We start from the raw sequence: 16,498 nt of genomic DNA, 5'->3' as shown, positions 1-16,498 counted from the left end.
CCCGGCCACCTTCAACGGCCGATGCATGCCGTCGCTCCCTGCCGTCCAGGATTCCCATGAACGAACCTTCGCTGCACCTGTACTCCGACAGTTCTCCCAATGGCTTCAAGGCCACCATCGCACTGGAAGAACTGGGTCTTCCCTATCACCTTCACCACGTCCACATCGCCGATGGTGAACATCGCCATCCCGACTTCCTGCGGCTCAACCCGCATGGCCGCATTCCGGTGCTGGAAGATCGCGCGCGCGGCCTCGTTGTCTTCGAATCGGCGGCGATCCTGATGTACCTGGCCGAACAGGGCAATGCGTTGCTGCCTTCCGAACCGGCTGCGCGCTGGGAGACGCTGACCTGGCTGATGTTCCATGCCGCCAGCGTCGGCCCGATCCTCGGCCAGCGCGTGCACTTCGAGCACTTTGCACAACAGCCCGATTCCGCGGCAATCGAACGCTACCGCCGCCTGAGCGACGACCTGTTCGCGGTACTCGACCAGCGTCTGCAGGGACGCGAGTGGTTGGCTGGCGATCACTACTCGATTGCCGACATCGCCCACTTCGGCTGGCTGCACATCGCCCGCATCATCGACATCGATTTCTCGCGGCATCGCCATCTGGATGCGTGGTACGCGCGGGTTGCAGCACGCCCTGCGGTACAGCGCGGCGTGCAGCTGCCCGAGCCGGCCACCGGTCCGTAAGGAGGCCATGCTGATGAATGATTCCATTGCGATGCCGGGCGCGTCGGCGCCGGTCTTTGCCGCGCACCCGGGCTACCAGCGCATGTTCCGCGCCGACGCGCTGACCCTGGGCATCTACCTGCCGCTGCGCTTCTACCAGGGCGACATGGCCGTGCTGCAGGGCCAGGCGCGGCTGGTGGAGGAGATCGACCGCCACGACTTTGCCGCGGTATGGGTGCGCGACGTGCCGCTGTTCGATCCGCTGTTCGGTGATGCAGGCCAGCTGTTCGATCCATTCACCTACCTTGCGTGGCTGGCAGCGCGCACGCAGCGCGTGGCCCTGGCCACCGGCAGCGTGGTGCTGCCACTGCGCCATCCGATCGATCTGGCCAAGGCCGCGGCGTCGCTCGATCAGCTGTCCGGTGGGCGGCTGGTGATGGGTGTGGCGTCCGGTGATCGACCGCTGGAGTTCCCGGCCTATGGACTGGAGCACGCGGCGCGCGGAGAGCGTTTCGCCACCGCAATGAACGAGATGCGCCGTTGGCTGCAGCCGGGCACGGATGGGCGGATGACACATGCCGGTGCCGAGCAGGGCGTGCAGTTGCTGCCGCCCACGGTCAGTGGCCGCGTTCCGCTGGTTGTCACCGGTGGCGCACGTCAGCCACTGGAGTGGATCGGCCAGCATGCCGATGGGTGGCTGACCTATCCAGAGGCCACCCATGACAACGCCGGTCCGCAGCGGCTGGCCGCGAAGATCGGCGCCTGGCGCGCGCTGATTCCGGATGGCGGCTTCCGTCCGCACATGACCAACGAATGGATCGACCTGGTGGACGATCCGGATCATCCACGCATGCCGCTGCGGGGTGGCTTCACCCTGCGCACCGGCCGCAAGGGCCTGATCGATCTGCTGCAGGCCTGGCAGCGGGCCGGCGTCAACCATGCCGCGCTGGGCATCCAGTTCGCCGAGCGGCCTGCCGGCGAGGTGCTGCAGGAGATGGCTGAAGAAGTGCTGCCCTTGTTCCCGTCGCACCCGGGGCCGGCGCCGCAGGTGATGGACTGGTAGCACGTTCGCAGGCGCCGGCCGCTGCTCAGTTGGCCGGCCGACGCAGGCAGATCCTTGCGGCGGCGGCACCGATGTCCACCTGGCCGCCGCGCATTGCGTCGGCACCGAGGATCAGCGCCGGCCGTGCCTCCAGGCCAATGGCCTTGAATACCGGCAGCTCGCTGATCCGTACTTCCATCGGGGGATGTCGCCAGCCAGCGCTGGCCATGCTGGGCAGGGTGTACAGCCAGGTGGCCTGGCTTCCGCCACCCAGGCCTTCAGTGCCTTTCCCGCGAACACGCACGCGCTGGTCGCTGCCGTCGGTATGCACGCCCAATGCGCGTGCGGCTTCGGCATTGAGCACGGTCTGCGCCGCGCCGGTATCGATTACGGCGATGGCTTCCACACCGGCATCACCCAGTGCCACCGTGATGAAACCGAAGTGGCGCAATCCAGCCTTGCGATCCGGCAGCGCGTTGGCCTGGCACCCGTTTCCATCCAGCGCGAGCCGGCCCGGGGTCCACAGCGCGAGCTCTTGGCGGCCGAAGTCCCAGCGGGTATCCCAGCGTCCGGTCAGGTCATTGCCAACCAGGCCATCAATGACCGCCTCATCATCCTTCGCCAACGAGGACAGATCGGCCTGAACGCCACTGGCCTGCAGCTGCCAGCTGCCCAGCCGCCAGGACGTGGTACGCATCCGTCGCAGCTGGGCCGTCTTCGCACTGGCACCCTGCGCATGCGACACCGCTGCATCGGCGTCCTCCAGACCATAGCGCCGGGTCACGCGGTCATCCACCAGGGTCGCACCGGCTGCACTGTCGACCACGAAGCGCAACGGCTCCGCACGCCCGTCCAGCGAGACGGCCACGGCCGGATGCCCGCCCTGCATCCACATCGGCAGCACGTGTTCGGGGGCATCGCCTGCCAGCGCAGGCAGCGGGAGGGCAAGCAGGGGAAGCAGGGTGAGGCGCAAGGGGCATCTCCGTTGTGATCGATGACGACCATTGGCGCGCGCTGGCGTATCGCGGGAATATCGGCGCTGATACCGTCCTGATACACAACGGCCCGATACTGACCCCATGAACGCTCCCGCCCGGGTCATCGTTGTCGATGACGACGCCAGCATCCGTGATGCCATCGCCGACTGCCTGCAGCTGCATGGCTACGATGTGCGGGTGGCGGGCGGTGCGGCGGCGTTGGATGTGCTGCTGCAGGCCGAGCGCCCGGACGTGATCATCCTCGACTGGATGATGCCCGGCGAGGATGGCCTGTCGGTCTGCCGCCGGCTGCAGGCGCGGGCGATCCCGATCCTGATGCTGTCGGCGATGGGCAGCGCGCCGGACCGGGTGATCGGTCTGGAGATGGGGGCAGACGACTACCTGGCCAAACCGTTTGATCCGCGTGAGCTGCTGGCACGGGTGCGGGCGCTGTTGCGCCGCCAGCACAAGCTGCGTGAGCAGGTGGCCAACGAGCTGCGCTTTTCTGGATGGCGGTTGCTTCCTGGGCAGCGCCGCCTGATCACGCCGGATGGCGCTGAGCTGGCCTTGAGCCGTGGTGAATTCTCCCTGCTGCTGGTGCTGGCCGAGCGCCCCGGGCGGGTGCTCGGCCGCGAGCAGTTGCTGCAGCTGATGCACGGCGAACCCAGCGACAGCGTCGATCGTGCCATCGATCTGGCGATCAGCCGGTTGCGCCGCAAGCTGGGACACGCTGTGCCCGGCGCTGAAACCCTGGTGCAGACACTGCGCGGGGAAGGCTATCGCTTCGGTACCGAGGTCCAGGTGCTGTGAATACGCGCTGGTCCACTGCGCGCTGGATCGCGGTGCTGGCCCTGGCCAGCCTGTTGCTGGCCACCCTGGTCAGCGTCGCGGTGGTGGGCTGGATGCCACGCCCCGCGCCGCCGCCGATGCGGTTGGACCAGGCCACGCAGGTGCTGCGGGGGGAACAGGCGCCGGCGTCGCTGGGCCTGCATCTGGCGACGCAGGCAGCGCCGCCGCAAGGCAGCGCCAGCGACTGGCTTACGCAGCTGGCGGCGCTGCAGCTGGGCTCGCCGGTGGAGGATGTTCGGCTGGTATGGAGTGGACAAGGCAAGGCGCCCGATGTGCAGATCATCGAAGGTGGCGCGGTGCTGGATGCCACGGCGCGGGCCGGCGTACTGAAGGCGCAGTCAGCAGTGCTGACCGCCATGCAATGGCCGCCGTTCGAACTGGGCGTGCGCCAGGCCGATGGCCGTTGGCGGGTGGTGGGCAGCGATCACAGCGATCTGGCGGCCTGGCGCCGCCAGGTGGTGCTTGCCCTGCTGGGCGGTGCCGTACTGCTGGCGCCGTTGGCAGCATGGGCGTCAATCCGCTTGGGGCGCCCGTTGCGACGCTTGGCCGAAGCCAGTGCACGTGTGGATCTGCAGGCCGACACACCCTTGCCGGATGACGGCCCGCGCGAAGTGCAGGTGCTGGCTGCGGCGATCAGCGCGGGTCGTGGGCGGCTGCGCGAACAGGCACAGGACATGACCCGCATGCTGGCTGCTGTAGCGCACGACCTGCGCACGCCGCTGACCGGCCTGCGCCTGCGTGCGGAGTTCGCACCACCGGCACAGGCCGCACGGATGGTGGCCGACATCGAACGCATGGATACGATGATCGAGCAGGTGCTCGACTACGCACGCGGCGAACTGCAACCGCTGGAGTTGCGGCGGCTTGACCTGGCGGCGTTGCTGGAAGAGTGCGTGCAGAGTGCTCTCCTGCGCGGCATCGAAATCTCCGCCGAGGGACCGGACGTGCTGCCTTGGCAGGGCGATGCGCTCCTGCTGCGGCGGGCGATCGACAACCTCATCGACAACGCCGCTCGCTATGCCGGCGCAGTGGAACTGCGGGTCGCGGTGGTGGGGCGCAGGGCGCAGCTGGATGTGATGGACCGCGGACCGGGCATCGCCGAGGGCGACCGTGTACGCCTGCTGCAACCGTTCCAGCGCAGCGAGAGTTCGCGCAGTCGCGCCACCGGCGGAGCGGGACTTGGGCTGGCAGTGGCGGCCAACGTGGCACGGCGGCATGCAGGCGAACTGCAGCTGCTGCAACGTGATGGCGGTGGATTGATCGCCCGCCTGCTGCTGGGGACGGCTCCCTGACAGCACGTACGGATTGACGCGGCCCCGCCCTTTCGATTTATGATTAGGCGCCTAATCATATCGGTATGGATGATGATCGAAGCCAAGCACAATGCCCTGCTGGAAGAGGCGCTGCGACGCGGCCATGCCAATGTCGCGCAGCTGCGCCTGTGCTTCCAGCTGCTGTCGTTGTCGTCGTCCATCGACCACGATTGCGCCACCCGGCTGGCGCCACATGGGCTCAGCGAAGGGCGCTTCATCGTGCTGTTCCTGCTGCACGGCGCCGGTGGCACGCTGCCGCCCCATGAGCTTGCCGAGCGCGCTGGCGTCACCCGCGCCACCATCAGCGGCCTCCTCGATGGCCTGCAGCGCGAAGGCCAGCTGCAGCGGCGCAGCGACCCCGAAGATGGCCGTCGTCTCCAGATCGTGTTGACCGCACAGGGAAAACGCTTGGCCGAGACGCTGTTCGATCAGCACACGCAGTGGATCGGTGGCCTGTTCAATGGTCTGGACACCGATGAACAGCAGCAGCTGTCGCGGTTGCTGCACAAGGTCTGGCAGCACACCGCTGCTGGACGAGAGCCCGCAGCATGAGCCCGGCGATTGCGGCGGAACGGCTGCATGAACTCAACACCGGCAACGTCCCCGCCACCCATCTGGGCGAATGCCTGGCAGTGGATTTCGCCGCACTGCTGCAGGTGGTGGCGCCTGCGCTTGCGCCGGAAGCGCTGCAGCGCATGCGGGATGCCTCAGGCAAGGGCATCACGCTGCGCATGGCCTTGGCCGCGCAACTGCTGCGTGAGGCGGGGCAGGGCGCGCCTCTGCTCTGGCAGCATCACCGCTCCGATACCGTGCGCGGCTGGGCCTGCTACCTGATCGGCAGTGATGCCCGCGCAACGTTGGCAGAGAAGCTGCAGCAGATGCGCACGCTGGCCGATGACCCACACTTCGGTGTGCGCGAATGGGCGTGGCTGGCGCTACGCACGGACATCGTTGCCGCGCCGATGCAGGCGCTTGAGTACCTGCAACCGTGGACGCTGGAAGCGTCGCCGTACTTGCGTCGCTTCGCCTGTGAAGCACTGCGTCCGCGCGGTGTCTGGGCCACGCATATCGCGCTGTTCAAGCAGCACCCGGAGCATGCTTCCGCGCTGCTGGAAGCACTGGCTGACGACCCGGAACGCTACGTGCAGGACTCAGTCGGCAACTGGCTCAATGACGCCGGCAAGACTCGGCCGCAGTGGCTGCGCGAGCTGTGCACGCGTTGGCAGCACGAGCGCCACAGCGACGCCAACACCTACATCCGCAAACGCGCACTGCGCTCGTTCCGGTAGTGCCGGCCGCTGGCCGGCAACCCCGCAACCTCGTAAACCTCAAGGAAGAACCTCATGTCCCATACCTTCATCGAGCTCTACACCGCCACACCTGCCTGGACCACACTCCCACCCGAGCAGCGGAATGCCTTCTTCGCCCGTATCGGAGCCGGCATGCAGCAGTTCGATCCAGCCCGCATCACGCCGCTGGCGATGGGCCGCATTGCCACGGACGTACCGCACGGCAGCGATGAGCAGTTCTATGCGGTCTGGCGCTGCGCCAGCCGCGAGGAGGTCGATGCGCTGGTCGCCGGCATTGCCGCGACCGGCTGGCATGCGTACTTCACCACTACCCATGCGATAGGCGCGACGGACAGCATGGCCCAGCACCTGGCCGACCTGGCGGGGTTGTAGCGGCGTGGCAGACGCCGACAGATCCCGGTCCTCGGCATGAGTGGCACATGCGCCTGTCACCCAGACACGGTAAACAGGACATTGCCCATGTCCATCCGCAGGGAAGTCGATCATGCAGAGCACGCTCCAGGTCACGCTGTTCGGCCCTCTTGGCGACAGTCCGGCGTTGCAGTTGCCGGGGCTGGAAGGGCCGTCGGTGGCCATCCCGGAATCGGCCCTGCGGCGGTTGGTTTCCGACCTCTACACCGCGCGTTCCCTGCTCAACCCCGAGCAGCTGGACGAAGCCAGGCAGGAGCTGGACCGCGTGCTGGAGCGCTGGGCCGACATCCATGAGGGCCTGCTGCTGGACGTGGAAGTGCATGGTAAATGAGCAACTTCGCGTGGCTGCCGCCGCGTAGGCAGGGCTGGCGCGCACCTCGCTGAACCGCGTCCCCAGTTGCGGATGAAACATTTTGCACTGCGCAAAAGCTGTGCTATCAATAGATCCCATGAACGCAGCCGCCACCCGCTTTTACTGGTATTACTTTCCGAAGCCACTGGCGGAGGAAGGACTGCGCTCACCCTGAAGAAAGCTTCAGACGCATTCCCGAAAGCCGCCAGCGAACCTGGCGGCTTTTTTCATGCCGCCACGCTGGGGACCCCCAACGTTCCGGAGATCTCCCGCAATGCCCCCGCACACCGACGACCTGCGTATCCGCACCATCGAACCGCTGACACCGCCTGCCCAGCTGCTGGCGATGCTGCCCTGTGACGATGAAGCCTCCGACACCGTCAGCGCCTCGCGCGCGGCCCTGCACCAGATCCTGCATGGCCGTGACGACCGCCTGGCGGTGGTGGTTGGCCCATGCTCGATCCACGACCCGAAGGCCGCCATCGAGTACGCCCAGCGCCTGAAGCCGCTGCGTGACGCGCTGGCCGGTGAGCTGGAGATCGTCATGCGCGTGTACTTCGAGAAGCCGCGCACCACGGTGGGCTGGAAGGGCCTGATCAACGACCCGGACCTGGACGGCAGCTTCAAGATCGACAAGGGCCTGCGCATCGCCCGCGGCCTGCTGCGCGACATCAACAAGCTCGGCCTGCCGGCCGGTGTCGAGTTCCTCGACGTGATCTCGCCGCAGTACATCGCCGACCTGGTGGCATGGGGCGCGATCGGCGCACGCACCACCGAAAGCCAGGTGCATCGCGAGCTGGCGTCGGGGCTGTCGTGCCCGGTCGGCTTCAAGAACGGCACCGATGGCAACGTGAAGATCGCCGCTGACGCGGTGGGTGCGGCGTCCAATCCTCATCACTTCCTGTCGGTCACCAAGCAGGGCGGTACCGCCATCGTGTCGACCACCGGCAACCCGGATTGCCATGTGATCCTGCGCGGCGGCAAGCAGCCGAACTACGACGCAGGCAGTGTTGCCGAGGCCTGCCAGGTGCTGGCCAAGGCCAAGCTGCCGACGCGTCTGATGATCGACGCCAGCCATGCCAACAGCCTGAAGAACCCGGAGAACCAGCCGAAGGTGATCGACGACATCGCCGTTCAGCTGGAAGACGGCGAACAGCGCATCGTTGGCGTGATGATCGAGAGCCATCTGGTCGGTGGCCGCCAGGAACTGGTGGAAGGCCAGCCGCTGGTCTATGGGCAGAGCATCACCGATGGCTGCATCGACTGGGACACCACCGTGACGGTGCTGGAGCGACTGGCTGCGGCCGTGCGCGCCCGTCGCAACGTGAAGGTGTCCGAAGCAGCTTGATGGAAGCCGCCTGAGTGCGGCGCGTGTGTGGATGGCGGCCAGCGCCTGCGGGGGTGCGGCCGCGATCAGGGCCGGTCGGAGTTGGAGACCGGCCCATCTGCACCGGCGATGCGCCTGGCGCTGCGCATGAGCGACAGCGCCAGGTACATCGCCGGGGTGGCAGTAGATCCACGCCATGCGTGGACGATTCGCCGTCCCCGGCAATGACGGCTACGACCCGCTGGAGGCCACATTTGTCGCGGGCCCGTCGGGTCGCACCCGGCACGCCAAGTGGTCCAGTCCGCACAGTGCGATGATCCGCCTTGGACACGTAGAGTCGAGCTTGCTCGACTGCGGAAAAACGTGCACCAACGGCAGTCGAGCAAGCTCGACTCTACTCAAGGTCCGCAGTAGATCCACGCCATGCATGGATGTGGGCCACAATGCGATCACTTCTCCTTGCGGCTGCCGCCATGAAAGAACTGATCATCCCTGAAGCTGCCCAACGCGACGAATCTTCGGTCGAGATGATTCGCGTGTGGATCGCTGAGCGCGGGCTGCATGCATCATTGAAAGTGGGGCTGTACGAGGATCGCCCCGACATCCGCGAAGAACGTGCCTGGGGGCGAATTCTTGCCGACGTTGCCCAGCACGTTGCCGACGCGCTGGTGACCAGTGAGGGCATGGACCGTGACGTGGTGGTCGAGGCCATCAAGGCAGCCTTCAACGAGGAGCTGCAGGCGCCATCCAGCGGCCGGTCCGGCGGGTTCGTCGTGCGGCATTGACGGTAGATCCACGCCACGCGTGGATGAATTCCCCGCCCCACATTCACTGCTTCGCCCGAATCCTCGCCAACGCCAGATACATCGCCGGGGTCGTGTACAGCGTCAGCCACTGGCTGACCAGCAAGCCGCCGACAATCGCAATGCCCAGCGGTTGCCGCAGCTCCCAGCCTTCGCCGTTGGCCAGCATCAGCGGCAGCGTGCCCAGCAGCGCCGCCAGCGAGGTCATCAGGATCGGCCGCAGGCGCAACCGCGCGGCTTCCATCACTGAATCCTGCGCGCTCAGCCCGCGCCGCTCGCCGGCCAGCGCGAAATCCACCAGCAGGATGGTGTTCTTCATCACCACGCCCACCAGCAGGAACAGGCCGAGCAGGGCGATCAGGTTCAGCTCGTTGCCGAACAGCCACAGCGCCAGCAGCGCACCGACACCGGCCGAGGGCAGGGTGGACAGGATCACCAGCGGCTGCAGGAAGCTCTCGTAGAGGATGCCCAGCACCAGGTAGACCGCCAGCGTGGCGCCCAGCACCAGCCATAGCTGGCGCGCGCGCAGCTGATCCAGCCCGCCGGCTTCACCGGACAGTTTTCCCTGGACCGAACGCGGCAGCATCAGTTTCGACATCGCACCATCGATCGCCTGCGTGGCCTGTTCCAGGCCCATCCCCGGTGCCAGCGCGAACTCGATCCAGATCGAGGCGAACTGCTCGCTGTGGTACACCCGGTCCGGTGCCATGCCATAGCGCCAGCTGGCGATGCTCGACAGCGGAATGCGCTGGCCGTTGCCATCGATCACCTGCAGGCGTGACAGCGTGCCCGGGTCCTGGGTGTGCTTCGGGTCCAGCTCCATCACCACGCGGTACTGGTTGAGGCTGTCGTACAGCGTGGCGACCTGACGCTGGCTGAAGGAGTTGTTGAGCATGTTGGCGACGGTGCGCAGGTCCACGCCGTGGCGCGCGGCTGCTTCGCGGTCGATATCCAGCACCACCTGGCGCATGCCCGCTTCACCCTGTGCTTCCACGTCAACCAGTTCGGGCAGGCCACGCAGGGCGGCCGCCACCTTCGGCGCCCATTCGCGCAGCGGCGCGGTATCGGCCGACAGCAGCTGGAACTCGTACTTGCCACTGCTGCCTGCGCCCTCCAGGCGGATGTCCTGGTCGACCCACAGATAGAGATTGCCGCCGGGCAGCTTGGGCAGCCGCGCGCGCAGGCGGTCGATCACCTGTTGGCTGGACACCTTGCGCTCGGCCAGCGGCTTCATCTTGATCATGATGAAGGCGTTGTTGACCCCGTTGCTACCACCGATGTAGCCGATGATGTCCTCGATGGCCGGATCGGACAGCAACAGCTTCCTGTACGCATCGATCTTCGGTTGCATGGCCTGGAAGGACAGGCCGTCATCACCGCGCGCGAAGCCACGCAGCTGCGCGGTGTCCTGCTTGGGCACGATGCCCTTGGGCACCTGTTGGAACAACCAGGCGTTGAGGGCGATCACGGCCACGAACGCCAGCAACGGCCAGCGCAACCGGCGCATGCTCGCCTGCAGGGTGCGCAGGTAGGCGCCGCGCAGGCGCTCGAACAGTGCGTTGCTGCCGCGCTGCCAACGCGAGGGTTGCTGTGCGGCATCCACGAACAATCGTGCACACAGCATCGGCACCAGGCTCAGCGCGACCAGCACAGAGACCGTCATGGCCGCCACCAGGGTCAACGAGAATTCGCGGAACAGGCGTTCGACGAAGTCGTCCAGGAACAGGATGGAGACGAACACCACGGCCAGTGCAACGTTCATCGACAGCAGCGTGGCACCGACTTCCGATGCACCCCGTACTGCCGCCTGCCAGCGGTCGGCGCCCAGTTCGCGATGGCGGGCGATGTTCTCCAGCACCACGATGGCATCGTCCACCACCAGCACGGCGGCGACGATCAGCGCCATCAATGAAAGCGTATTGAGCGAGAAGCCCATCAGCGCGATCAGCGCCAGCGTGCCGAACAGCACCACCGGAATCGCCACGCTGGGGACCAGCGCTGCACGCCAGTGGCCGAGGAAGCCGAGCACCACCAGCACCACCAGTACGATCGCCAGCACCAGGGTGAGCTCTGCCTCATGCAGGGTGGCGCGGATCACCGGCGAGCGGTCCATCACCAGCCGCATGTCCACGCTGGAGGGCAACAGCGCATGCAGTTGCGGTAGCTGCGCCTGGATGGCATCAACGGTGGCGATGATGTTGGCGCCGGGTTGGCGGCTGACGATCAGCAGCACGGCGGGGCGTTCGTTGTGGAAGCCGCTGGCGTAACGGTCTTCCACGCCATCGGCAACGGCGGCGACATCGCCCAGCCGCAGCGTGCGGTCGTCGCTGACCTTCAATGCCAGTTCGCGGTACTGCGCGGCCTGGCGCAGCTGCAGCGGCGCTTCCAGCTGCCACTGCTGGCGGTCATCGCCCACGGCACCCAGCGGGCGCATGGCGTTGGCGCGGCCGATGGCCTGGGCCACGTCCTCCAGCGCCAGGCCTGCATGGTTCAGTGCATTCGGGTCCAGCGATACACGCACGGCGGGCAAGGCGCTGCCGCCCACCTGCACTTCGCCCACGCCCGGTACCTGCGACAGCTTCTGCGCCAGCACGGTGGAGGCCAGATCATACAGCTGGCCTGGCGAACGCGTGTCCGAGGTCAGTGCCAGCGCCAGGATCGGTGCCTGTGAGGGATTGACCTTGCGGTACTGCGGCATGCCGGGCATGCCACTGGGCAACTGCCCGCGTGCAAGATTGATGGCGGCCTGCACTTCACGCGCTGCCTCATCGATGTCGCGGCCGAGTACGAACTTCAGTTCGATCTGGGTCTGGCCCTGGGTGCTGGCCGAGTCGATGCGTGAGATGCCGGGCAGGCTGCCCAGTGCGCGCTCCAGCGGCGTGGCGACGGTGGCTGCCATCGACTCGGGCGAGGCGCCGGGCAGGCTGGCACTGACTTCAATGGCCGGGTAATCGACCTGTGGCAGCGGCGCCACCGGCAACAGGCGCAATGCCAGCAGGCCGGCCAGCACCAGCGCCACCGCCAGCAGGATCGTCGCTACCGGGCGCTGCACGCAGGCCTGCGCCAGGCGCGCGCTGGGGGTCACGCGCGCGCCTCGTCAACGGCCACCGGGGACGTCGCACGGCCACGCTGCAGGCGATCAAAGGCCAGGTAGATCACCGGCGTGGTGAACAGGGTCAGTACCTGGCTGACCAGCAGCCCCCCCACCATCACCCAGCCGAGTGGCTGCCGCAGCTCTGCGCCGGAACCACTGGCCAGCATCAGCGGGATTGCGCCGAACAGCGCGGCCAGCGTGGTCATCAGGATCGGCCGGAAGCGCAGCAGCGCGGCCTGATGGATCGCCTCGCGCGGTGACATGCCGCGTGTGCGCTGCGCGTCCAGCGCGAAGTCGATCATCATGATCGCGTTCTTCTTCACCAGGCCGATCAGCAGCACGATGCCGATCACCGCGATCAGGTCCAGGCTGCGTCCGCTTACCCACAGTGCCGCCAACGCACCGACGGTGGCCGAGGGCAGGGTGGAGAGGATGGTGATGGGGTGGATGAAGCTCTCGTAGAGCACGCCCAGCACGATGTACATCACCACCACCGCGGCCAGGATCAGCCACAGTGTGGACGACAGCGAGCTGCTGAAGGCCGCTGCGGCACCCTGCAGGCGAAGTTCGATGCTCTGCGGCAGGTTCACCTGTGCGCGCGCGGCGTGCACAGCCTCCACCGCTTCGCCCAGTGATGCGCCCGGGGCAAGGTTGAACGACAGCGTGGCCGCCGGGAACTGGCCGACATGGTTGCGCAGCAGAGCGGTCGGGCCCAGATCCACGCGTGCCACCGCACCCAGCGGCACGGTCTGCCCACTGCTGCTGCGCACACGCAGGCCCGTGATCGCCTCCGGCCCGGGCTGTCGTGAAGGATCGGCCTCCAGCACCACCCGGTACTGGCTGGCCTGGGTGAAGATGGTCGAAATCTGGCGCTGCCCATAGGCGTCGTACAGCGCATCGGCTACTGCTTCCACGCTCACGCCCAGGCGCGCCGCCGCATCGCGGTCGATCGCCACGCGCGCCTGCCGGCCCTGCATCTGCAGATCGCTGGCGACATCGCGCAGTGCAGGTTGCTGGCGTAGCGCCTGCAGCAGCTTCGGGGTCCAGCGTTCCAGTGTTTCAAGATCCGGCGTGGTCAGGGTGAACTGGTACTGGGTGCGGCTGATGCGGTCTTCGATGCCCAGCTCCTGTACCGGCTGCAGGTACAGGGTGATGCCGGGGATCTTCGACACGCGCTGTTGCAGGCGCGCCATCACCACGGCGGCGCCATCGCGGTCGCCGTGCGGTTTCAGCTCGATCAGCAGGCGGCCGGTATTGAGCGTGGCATTGTTGCCGTCCACGCCGATGTAGGACGAGACGCTGGCCACCGCCTCGTCGGCTTCGATGGCCGCCGCCAGCGCCTGCTGGCGCTCGCGCATCGCCTGGAATGAGATCGCCTGCGGCGCTTCGCTGATGCCCTGCACCAGGCCGGCATCCTGCACCGGGAAGAAACCCTTGGGCACGGCGAAGTACAGCGCCACGGTCAGTGCGAGGGTGGCAACGGTGGCCAGCAGCATCAGCGGCTGGCGCTGCAGCACCCAGCGCAGCTGGCGGTCGTAGAGGCCGATGACGCGGTCGAAGACATCGGGCGCATGTGCAGTCTTCGCGTGCGGCTTCAGGAACCGCGCGCACAGCATCGGCGTCAGCGTCAGCGAGACCACCAGCGAAATGCCGATGGCTACAGCCAGTGTCACTGCGAACTCATGGAACAGTGCACCCACCAGGTCGGCCATGAACAGCAGCGGGATCAGCACCGCGATCAGCGAAACAGTCAGCGACACCAGGGTGAAGCCGATCTCGGCTGCGCCTTTCAGCGCTGCATCGCGGGGGCTTTCGCCTTCCTCCAGATGGCGGGCGATGTTCTCCAGCATCACGATGGCATCGTCCACCACGAAGCCGGTGGCGATGGTCAGCGCCATCAGCGTGAGGTTGTTGAGCGAATAGCCGGCCAGCAGCATCACCGCGAAGGTGCCGATGAGCGACAGCGGCACCGCGACGCTGGGAATGAGCGTGGCCGGCAGATTGCGCAGGAACACCCAGGTGACCAGCACCACCAGGCCGATGGCCAGTACCAGTTCTTTCTGCACGCCGCGCACCGACGCGCGGATCGATTCGGTGCGGTCGCTCAGTACATTCATCTGCACGCCGGCGGGCAGCGTGGCCTGCAGCTGCGGCAGCAGCGTACGCACCTGCTCGACCACGGCGATCACGTTGGCGCCGGGCTGGCGCTGGATGTTCACCAGCACTGCCGGCGTGGTACCGCTCCACGCAGCCAACTGGCGGTTCTCGGCGCCATCGGCAATGGTGGCTACATCGCCCAGCCGCAGCGGCGCGCCGTCGCGCCAGGCCAGTACCAGGGCACGGTACTCATCCACGCTGCGCATCTGATCGTTGGCATCGAGCATCACCGCGCGGATCGGGCCATCGAAACTGCCCTTGGGCAGGTTGACGTTGGCGGCGGCGATGGCGGTGCGGATGTGGTCCATGCCCAGGTTGTTGGCGGCCAGCGCCGCTGGATTGACCTGGATGCGCACCGCCGGGCGCTGGCCCCCGGCCAGGCTGACCAGGCCGACGCCGGGCAACTGCGCCAGGCGCTGGGCGATGCGCGTATCCACCAGATCGTGCACCTGCGGCAGCGACAGGCCTTGCGAGGTCACCGCCAAGGTCAGGATGGGGGTGTCGGCCGGGTTGACCTTGCGGTACACCGGCGGCACCGGCAGGTCCCCGGGCAGGAAGCTGCCCGCCGCGTTGATGGCGGCCTGCACGTCCTGCTCGGCCACACCCAGCGACACCTCCAGCCCGAACTGCAGGGTAATGACCGAGGCGCCACCGGAACTGGTCGACGACAGTTGTTTCAGGCCGGGAATCTGGCCGAGCTGGCGCTCCAGCGGTGCGGTGATGGTGCGTGTGGTCAGTTCGGGGCTGGCCCCCGGATACAGCGTGGTGATCTGGATGATCGGGTAATCGACCTGCGGCAGCGCCGCCACCGGCAGCAGGCGATAGGCCAGCACGCCGGACAGCAGCAGCGCCACCATCAGGAGAGTCGTTGCGACCGGGCGCAGGATGAACGGGCGCGAGAGGTTCATGCGCCGGCCTTGGTCGCGGCCTCCTCGGTGATGATCTCCACCGCCGTGCCGTCTTCCAGCCCGTCGATGCCTTCGATCACCACCTTGTCCCCTGCGGCCAGCCCGGAGCGCACGGCCACGCGTCCATCATCGGCTGGACCGAGCACCACGGTGCGGCGCTGTGCCTTGCTGTCCTTGTCGACGATATGCACGTAGTTGCCCTGGCTGCCGAACTGCACGGCGGCATCGGGAATCAGCAGCGCGGGCTGCTCGCCCAGCTGCAGGCGGACGTTGACGAACTGGTTGGGGAACAGCGCCAGATCGTGGTTGTCGAAGTGCGCACGCAGTTTCAACGTGCCGGTGGTGGTATCGATGCGGTTGTCGACGCTGGACAGCGAGCCGCGGGCCAGCTGCCGGCGTTCTTCGCGGTCCCAGGTTTCCACCGCCAGTGCCGGTTGCGCCTGCACGGCATCGAGCAGCGCAGGCAGCTCGGGTTCGGGCACCGTGAACAGCACGCTGATCGGCGCGGTCTGCGCCAGCGTCACCAGGCCTTCGGCATCGCTGGCGCGCACCAGGTTGCCCACGTCCAAACGGCGCAGCCCGACGCGGCCACTGACCGGCGCGGTGATGCGGGTGTACTGCAGCTGCAGGCGCGCTTCATCAACAGACGCCTGATCGCTGAGGCGGCGGCCCTGCAGCTGGCGCACCTTGCTCTGCTGGTCGCTCAGTTCCTGCCCGGACACGTAGTTCTGCTTCTGCAGTTCGCGGTAGCGCTGCAGCTGGCGCTCGGCGTTTTCCAGCTCGGCCAGATTCTGCTGCTGGGTACCCTGCGCCTGTGCCAGCTTCACCTCATACGGGCGCGGGTCGATCTGCGCCAGCAGATCGCCGGCCTTCACCTGCTGGCCTTCCTGGAAATGCAGCCGCAGCAGTTCGCCATCCACGCGGCTGCGTACCACCACGCTGTGCAGCGGGGTGACCGTACCGACCGCCTTCAGGCGCAGCACCAGCGGCTCGGCGCTGGCGCGTGCCACGCGTACCGGCACCGTCTTGCCCGGCGCATCGTCGCTGCTGCCGGCACCATTCCGGGGCCACAGCCACCACGCCAGAACGGCGACGAGGGCGATGGCCAGCACCGCCCATAACAGGCGGGCACGACGGAAGCGGGAATTTTCGGCGACAGACATGGGGCATCCTGCGCCCTGCGCGCGCAGGGACATGCGGGCCCGTCGGCGCGTTCACGGCACCACGGGCAGCGGGGAGGGAGTTGTCTGGCGGGGCCGCGGGCGCGGCGTGGCTGGATGCCGT

The 16,498-nt window shown here is 67.2% G+C and carries 14 protein-coding genes; 10 read left to right on the top strand and 4 right to left on the bottom strand.

Annotated features, from left to right (window positions below; genetic code table 11):
• Window positions 1–56 precede the first annotated feature (56 nt).
• Together D5301_RS02170 and D5301_RS02165 are read left to right on the top strand one after the other, a co-directional pair.
• Window positions 57–692 carry a glutathione S-transferase family protein gene (locus D5301_RS02170; protein WP_153854639.1) on the top strand — a complete coding sequence of 212 codons (636 nt, stop codon included), beginning with the start codon at window positions 57–59 and terminating at the stop codon, window positions 690–692.
• Window positions 693–705: 13 nt separating this feature from the next.
• The gene (locus D5301_RS02165) at window positions 706–1,734 is read left to right on the top strand and encodes an LLM class oxidoreductase (RefSeq protein ID WP_153854638.1); all 1,029 of its coding nucleotides are present in this window, start codon (window positions 706–708) and stop codon (window positions 1,732–1,734) included.
• Window positions 1,735–1,759: 25 nt separating this feature from the next.
• On the opposite strand, the gene D5301_RS02160 is transcribed toward D5301_RS02165, so the two are convergent.
• The gene (locus D5301_RS02160) at window positions 1,760–2,686 is read right to left on the bottom strand and encodes a pepsin/retropepsin-like aspartic protease family protein (protein ID WP_153854637.1); all 927 of its coding nucleotides are present in this window, start codon (window positions 2,684–2,686) and stop codon (window positions 1,760–1,762) included.
• Between the two features lie 106 nt (window positions 2,687–2,792).
• Here D5301_RS02160 and D5301_RS02155 point away from each other — a divergent pair, with 106 nt between their 5' ends.
• The 8 genes from D5301_RS02155 to D5301_RS02120 all read left to right on the top strand — a co-directional run bounded on the left by D5301_RS02155 (window position 2,793) and on the right by D5301_RS02120 (window position 9,037).
• Window positions 2,793–3,500, top strand: a complete 708-nt coding sequence (locus D5301_RS02155; RefSeq protein WP_097048632.1) for a response regulator transcription factor — start codon at window positions 2,793–2,795, stop codon at window positions 3,498–3,500.
• A 32-nt stretch (window positions 3,501–3,532) separates the two neighbouring features.
• Window positions 3,533–4,831 carry an ATP-binding protein gene (locus D5301_RS02150; protein WP_180854027.1) on the top strand — a complete coding sequence of 433 codons (1,299 nt, stop codon included), beginning with the start codon at window positions 3,533–3,535 and terminating at the stop codon, window positions 4,829–4,831.
• Between the two features lie 72 nt (window positions 4,832–4,903).
• The gene (locus tag D5301_RS02145) at window positions 4,904–5,404 is read left to right on the top strand and encodes a MarR family transcriptional regulator (protein WP_153854636.1); all 501 of its coding nucleotides are present in this window, start codon (window positions 4,904–4,906) and stop codon (window positions 5,402–5,404) included.
• Window positions 5,401–6,141, top strand: coding sequence for a DNA alkylation repair protein (locus D5301_RS02140; RefSeq protein ID WP_153854635.1), 741 nt, complete (start codon window positions 5,401–5,403; stop codon window positions 6,139–6,141). The genes D5301_RS02145 and D5301_RS02140 overlap by 4 nt, the downstream gene beginning before the upstream one ends.
• A gap of 54 nt (window positions 6,142–6,195) precedes the next feature.
• On the top strand, window positions 6,196–6,534 hold the full coding sequence (locus tag D5301_RS02135) for a DUF6616 family protein (protein WP_153854634.1): 339 nt from the start codon (window positions 6,196–6,198) through the stop codon (window positions 6,532–6,534).
• 112 nt (window positions 6,535–6,646) lie between these two features.
• Window positions 6,647–6,904, top strand: a complete 258-nt coding sequence (locus tag D5301_RS02130; protein ID WP_005414620.1) for a hypothetical protein — start codon at window positions 6,647–6,649, stop codon at window positions 6,902–6,904.
• Window positions 6,905–7,199: 295 nt separating this feature from the next.
• Window positions 7,200–8,273, top strand: coding sequence for a 3-deoxy-7-phosphoheptulonate synthase (locus tag D5301_RS02125; RefSeq protein ID WP_153854633.1), 1,074 nt, complete (start codon window positions 7,200–7,202; stop codon window positions 8,271–8,273).
• Window positions 8,274–8,725: 452 nt separating this feature from the next.
• A complete protein-coding gene (locus D5301_RS02120; RefSeq protein ID WP_080356512.1) occupies window positions 8,726–9,037 on the top strand; it encodes a DUF5076 domain-containing protein in 312 nt (103 codons plus the stop codon).
• A gap of 43 nt (window positions 9,038–9,080) precedes the next feature.
• On the opposite strand, the gene D5301_RS02115 is transcribed toward D5301_RS02120, so the two are convergent.
• From D5301_RS02115 to D5301_RS02105, 3 genes are read right to left on the bottom strand one after another with little or no spacing between them, the layout of a single operon-like run.
• On the bottom strand, window positions 9,081–12,140 hold the full coding sequence (locus D5301_RS02115; RefSeq protein ID WP_324187245.1) for an efflux RND transporter permease subunit: 3,060 nt from the start codon (window positions 12,138–12,140) through the stop codon (window positions 9,081–9,083).
• Window positions 12,137–15,214, bottom strand: coding sequence for a multidrug efflux RND transporter permease subunit (locus D5301_RS02110; protein WP_153854632.1), 3,078 nt, complete (start codon window positions 15,212–15,214; stop codon window positions 12,137–12,139). Before D5301_RS02110 ends, D5301_RS02115 begins: the two co-directional genes overlap by 4 nt.
• The gene (locus tag D5301_RS02105) at window positions 15,211–16,377 is read right to left on the bottom strand and encodes an MdtA/MuxA family multidrug efflux RND transporter periplasmic adaptor subunit (RefSeq protein ID WP_012512239.1); all 1,167 of its coding nucleotides are present in this window, start codon (window positions 16,375–16,377) and stop codon (window positions 15,211–15,213) included. Before D5301_RS02105 ends, D5301_RS02110 begins: the two co-directional genes overlap by 4 nt.
• Window positions 16,378–16,498 lie beyond the last annotated feature (121 nt).

The sequence above is a fragment of the Stenotrophomonas sp. MH181796 genome (genome assembly GCF_009659995.1).
GTDB lineage: Bacteria > Pseudomonadota > Gammaproteobacteria > Xanthomonadales > Xanthomonadaceae > Stenotrophomonas > Stenotrophomonas riyadhensis.
This window is presented reverse-complemented; position numbering and strand designations above follow the sequence as displayed.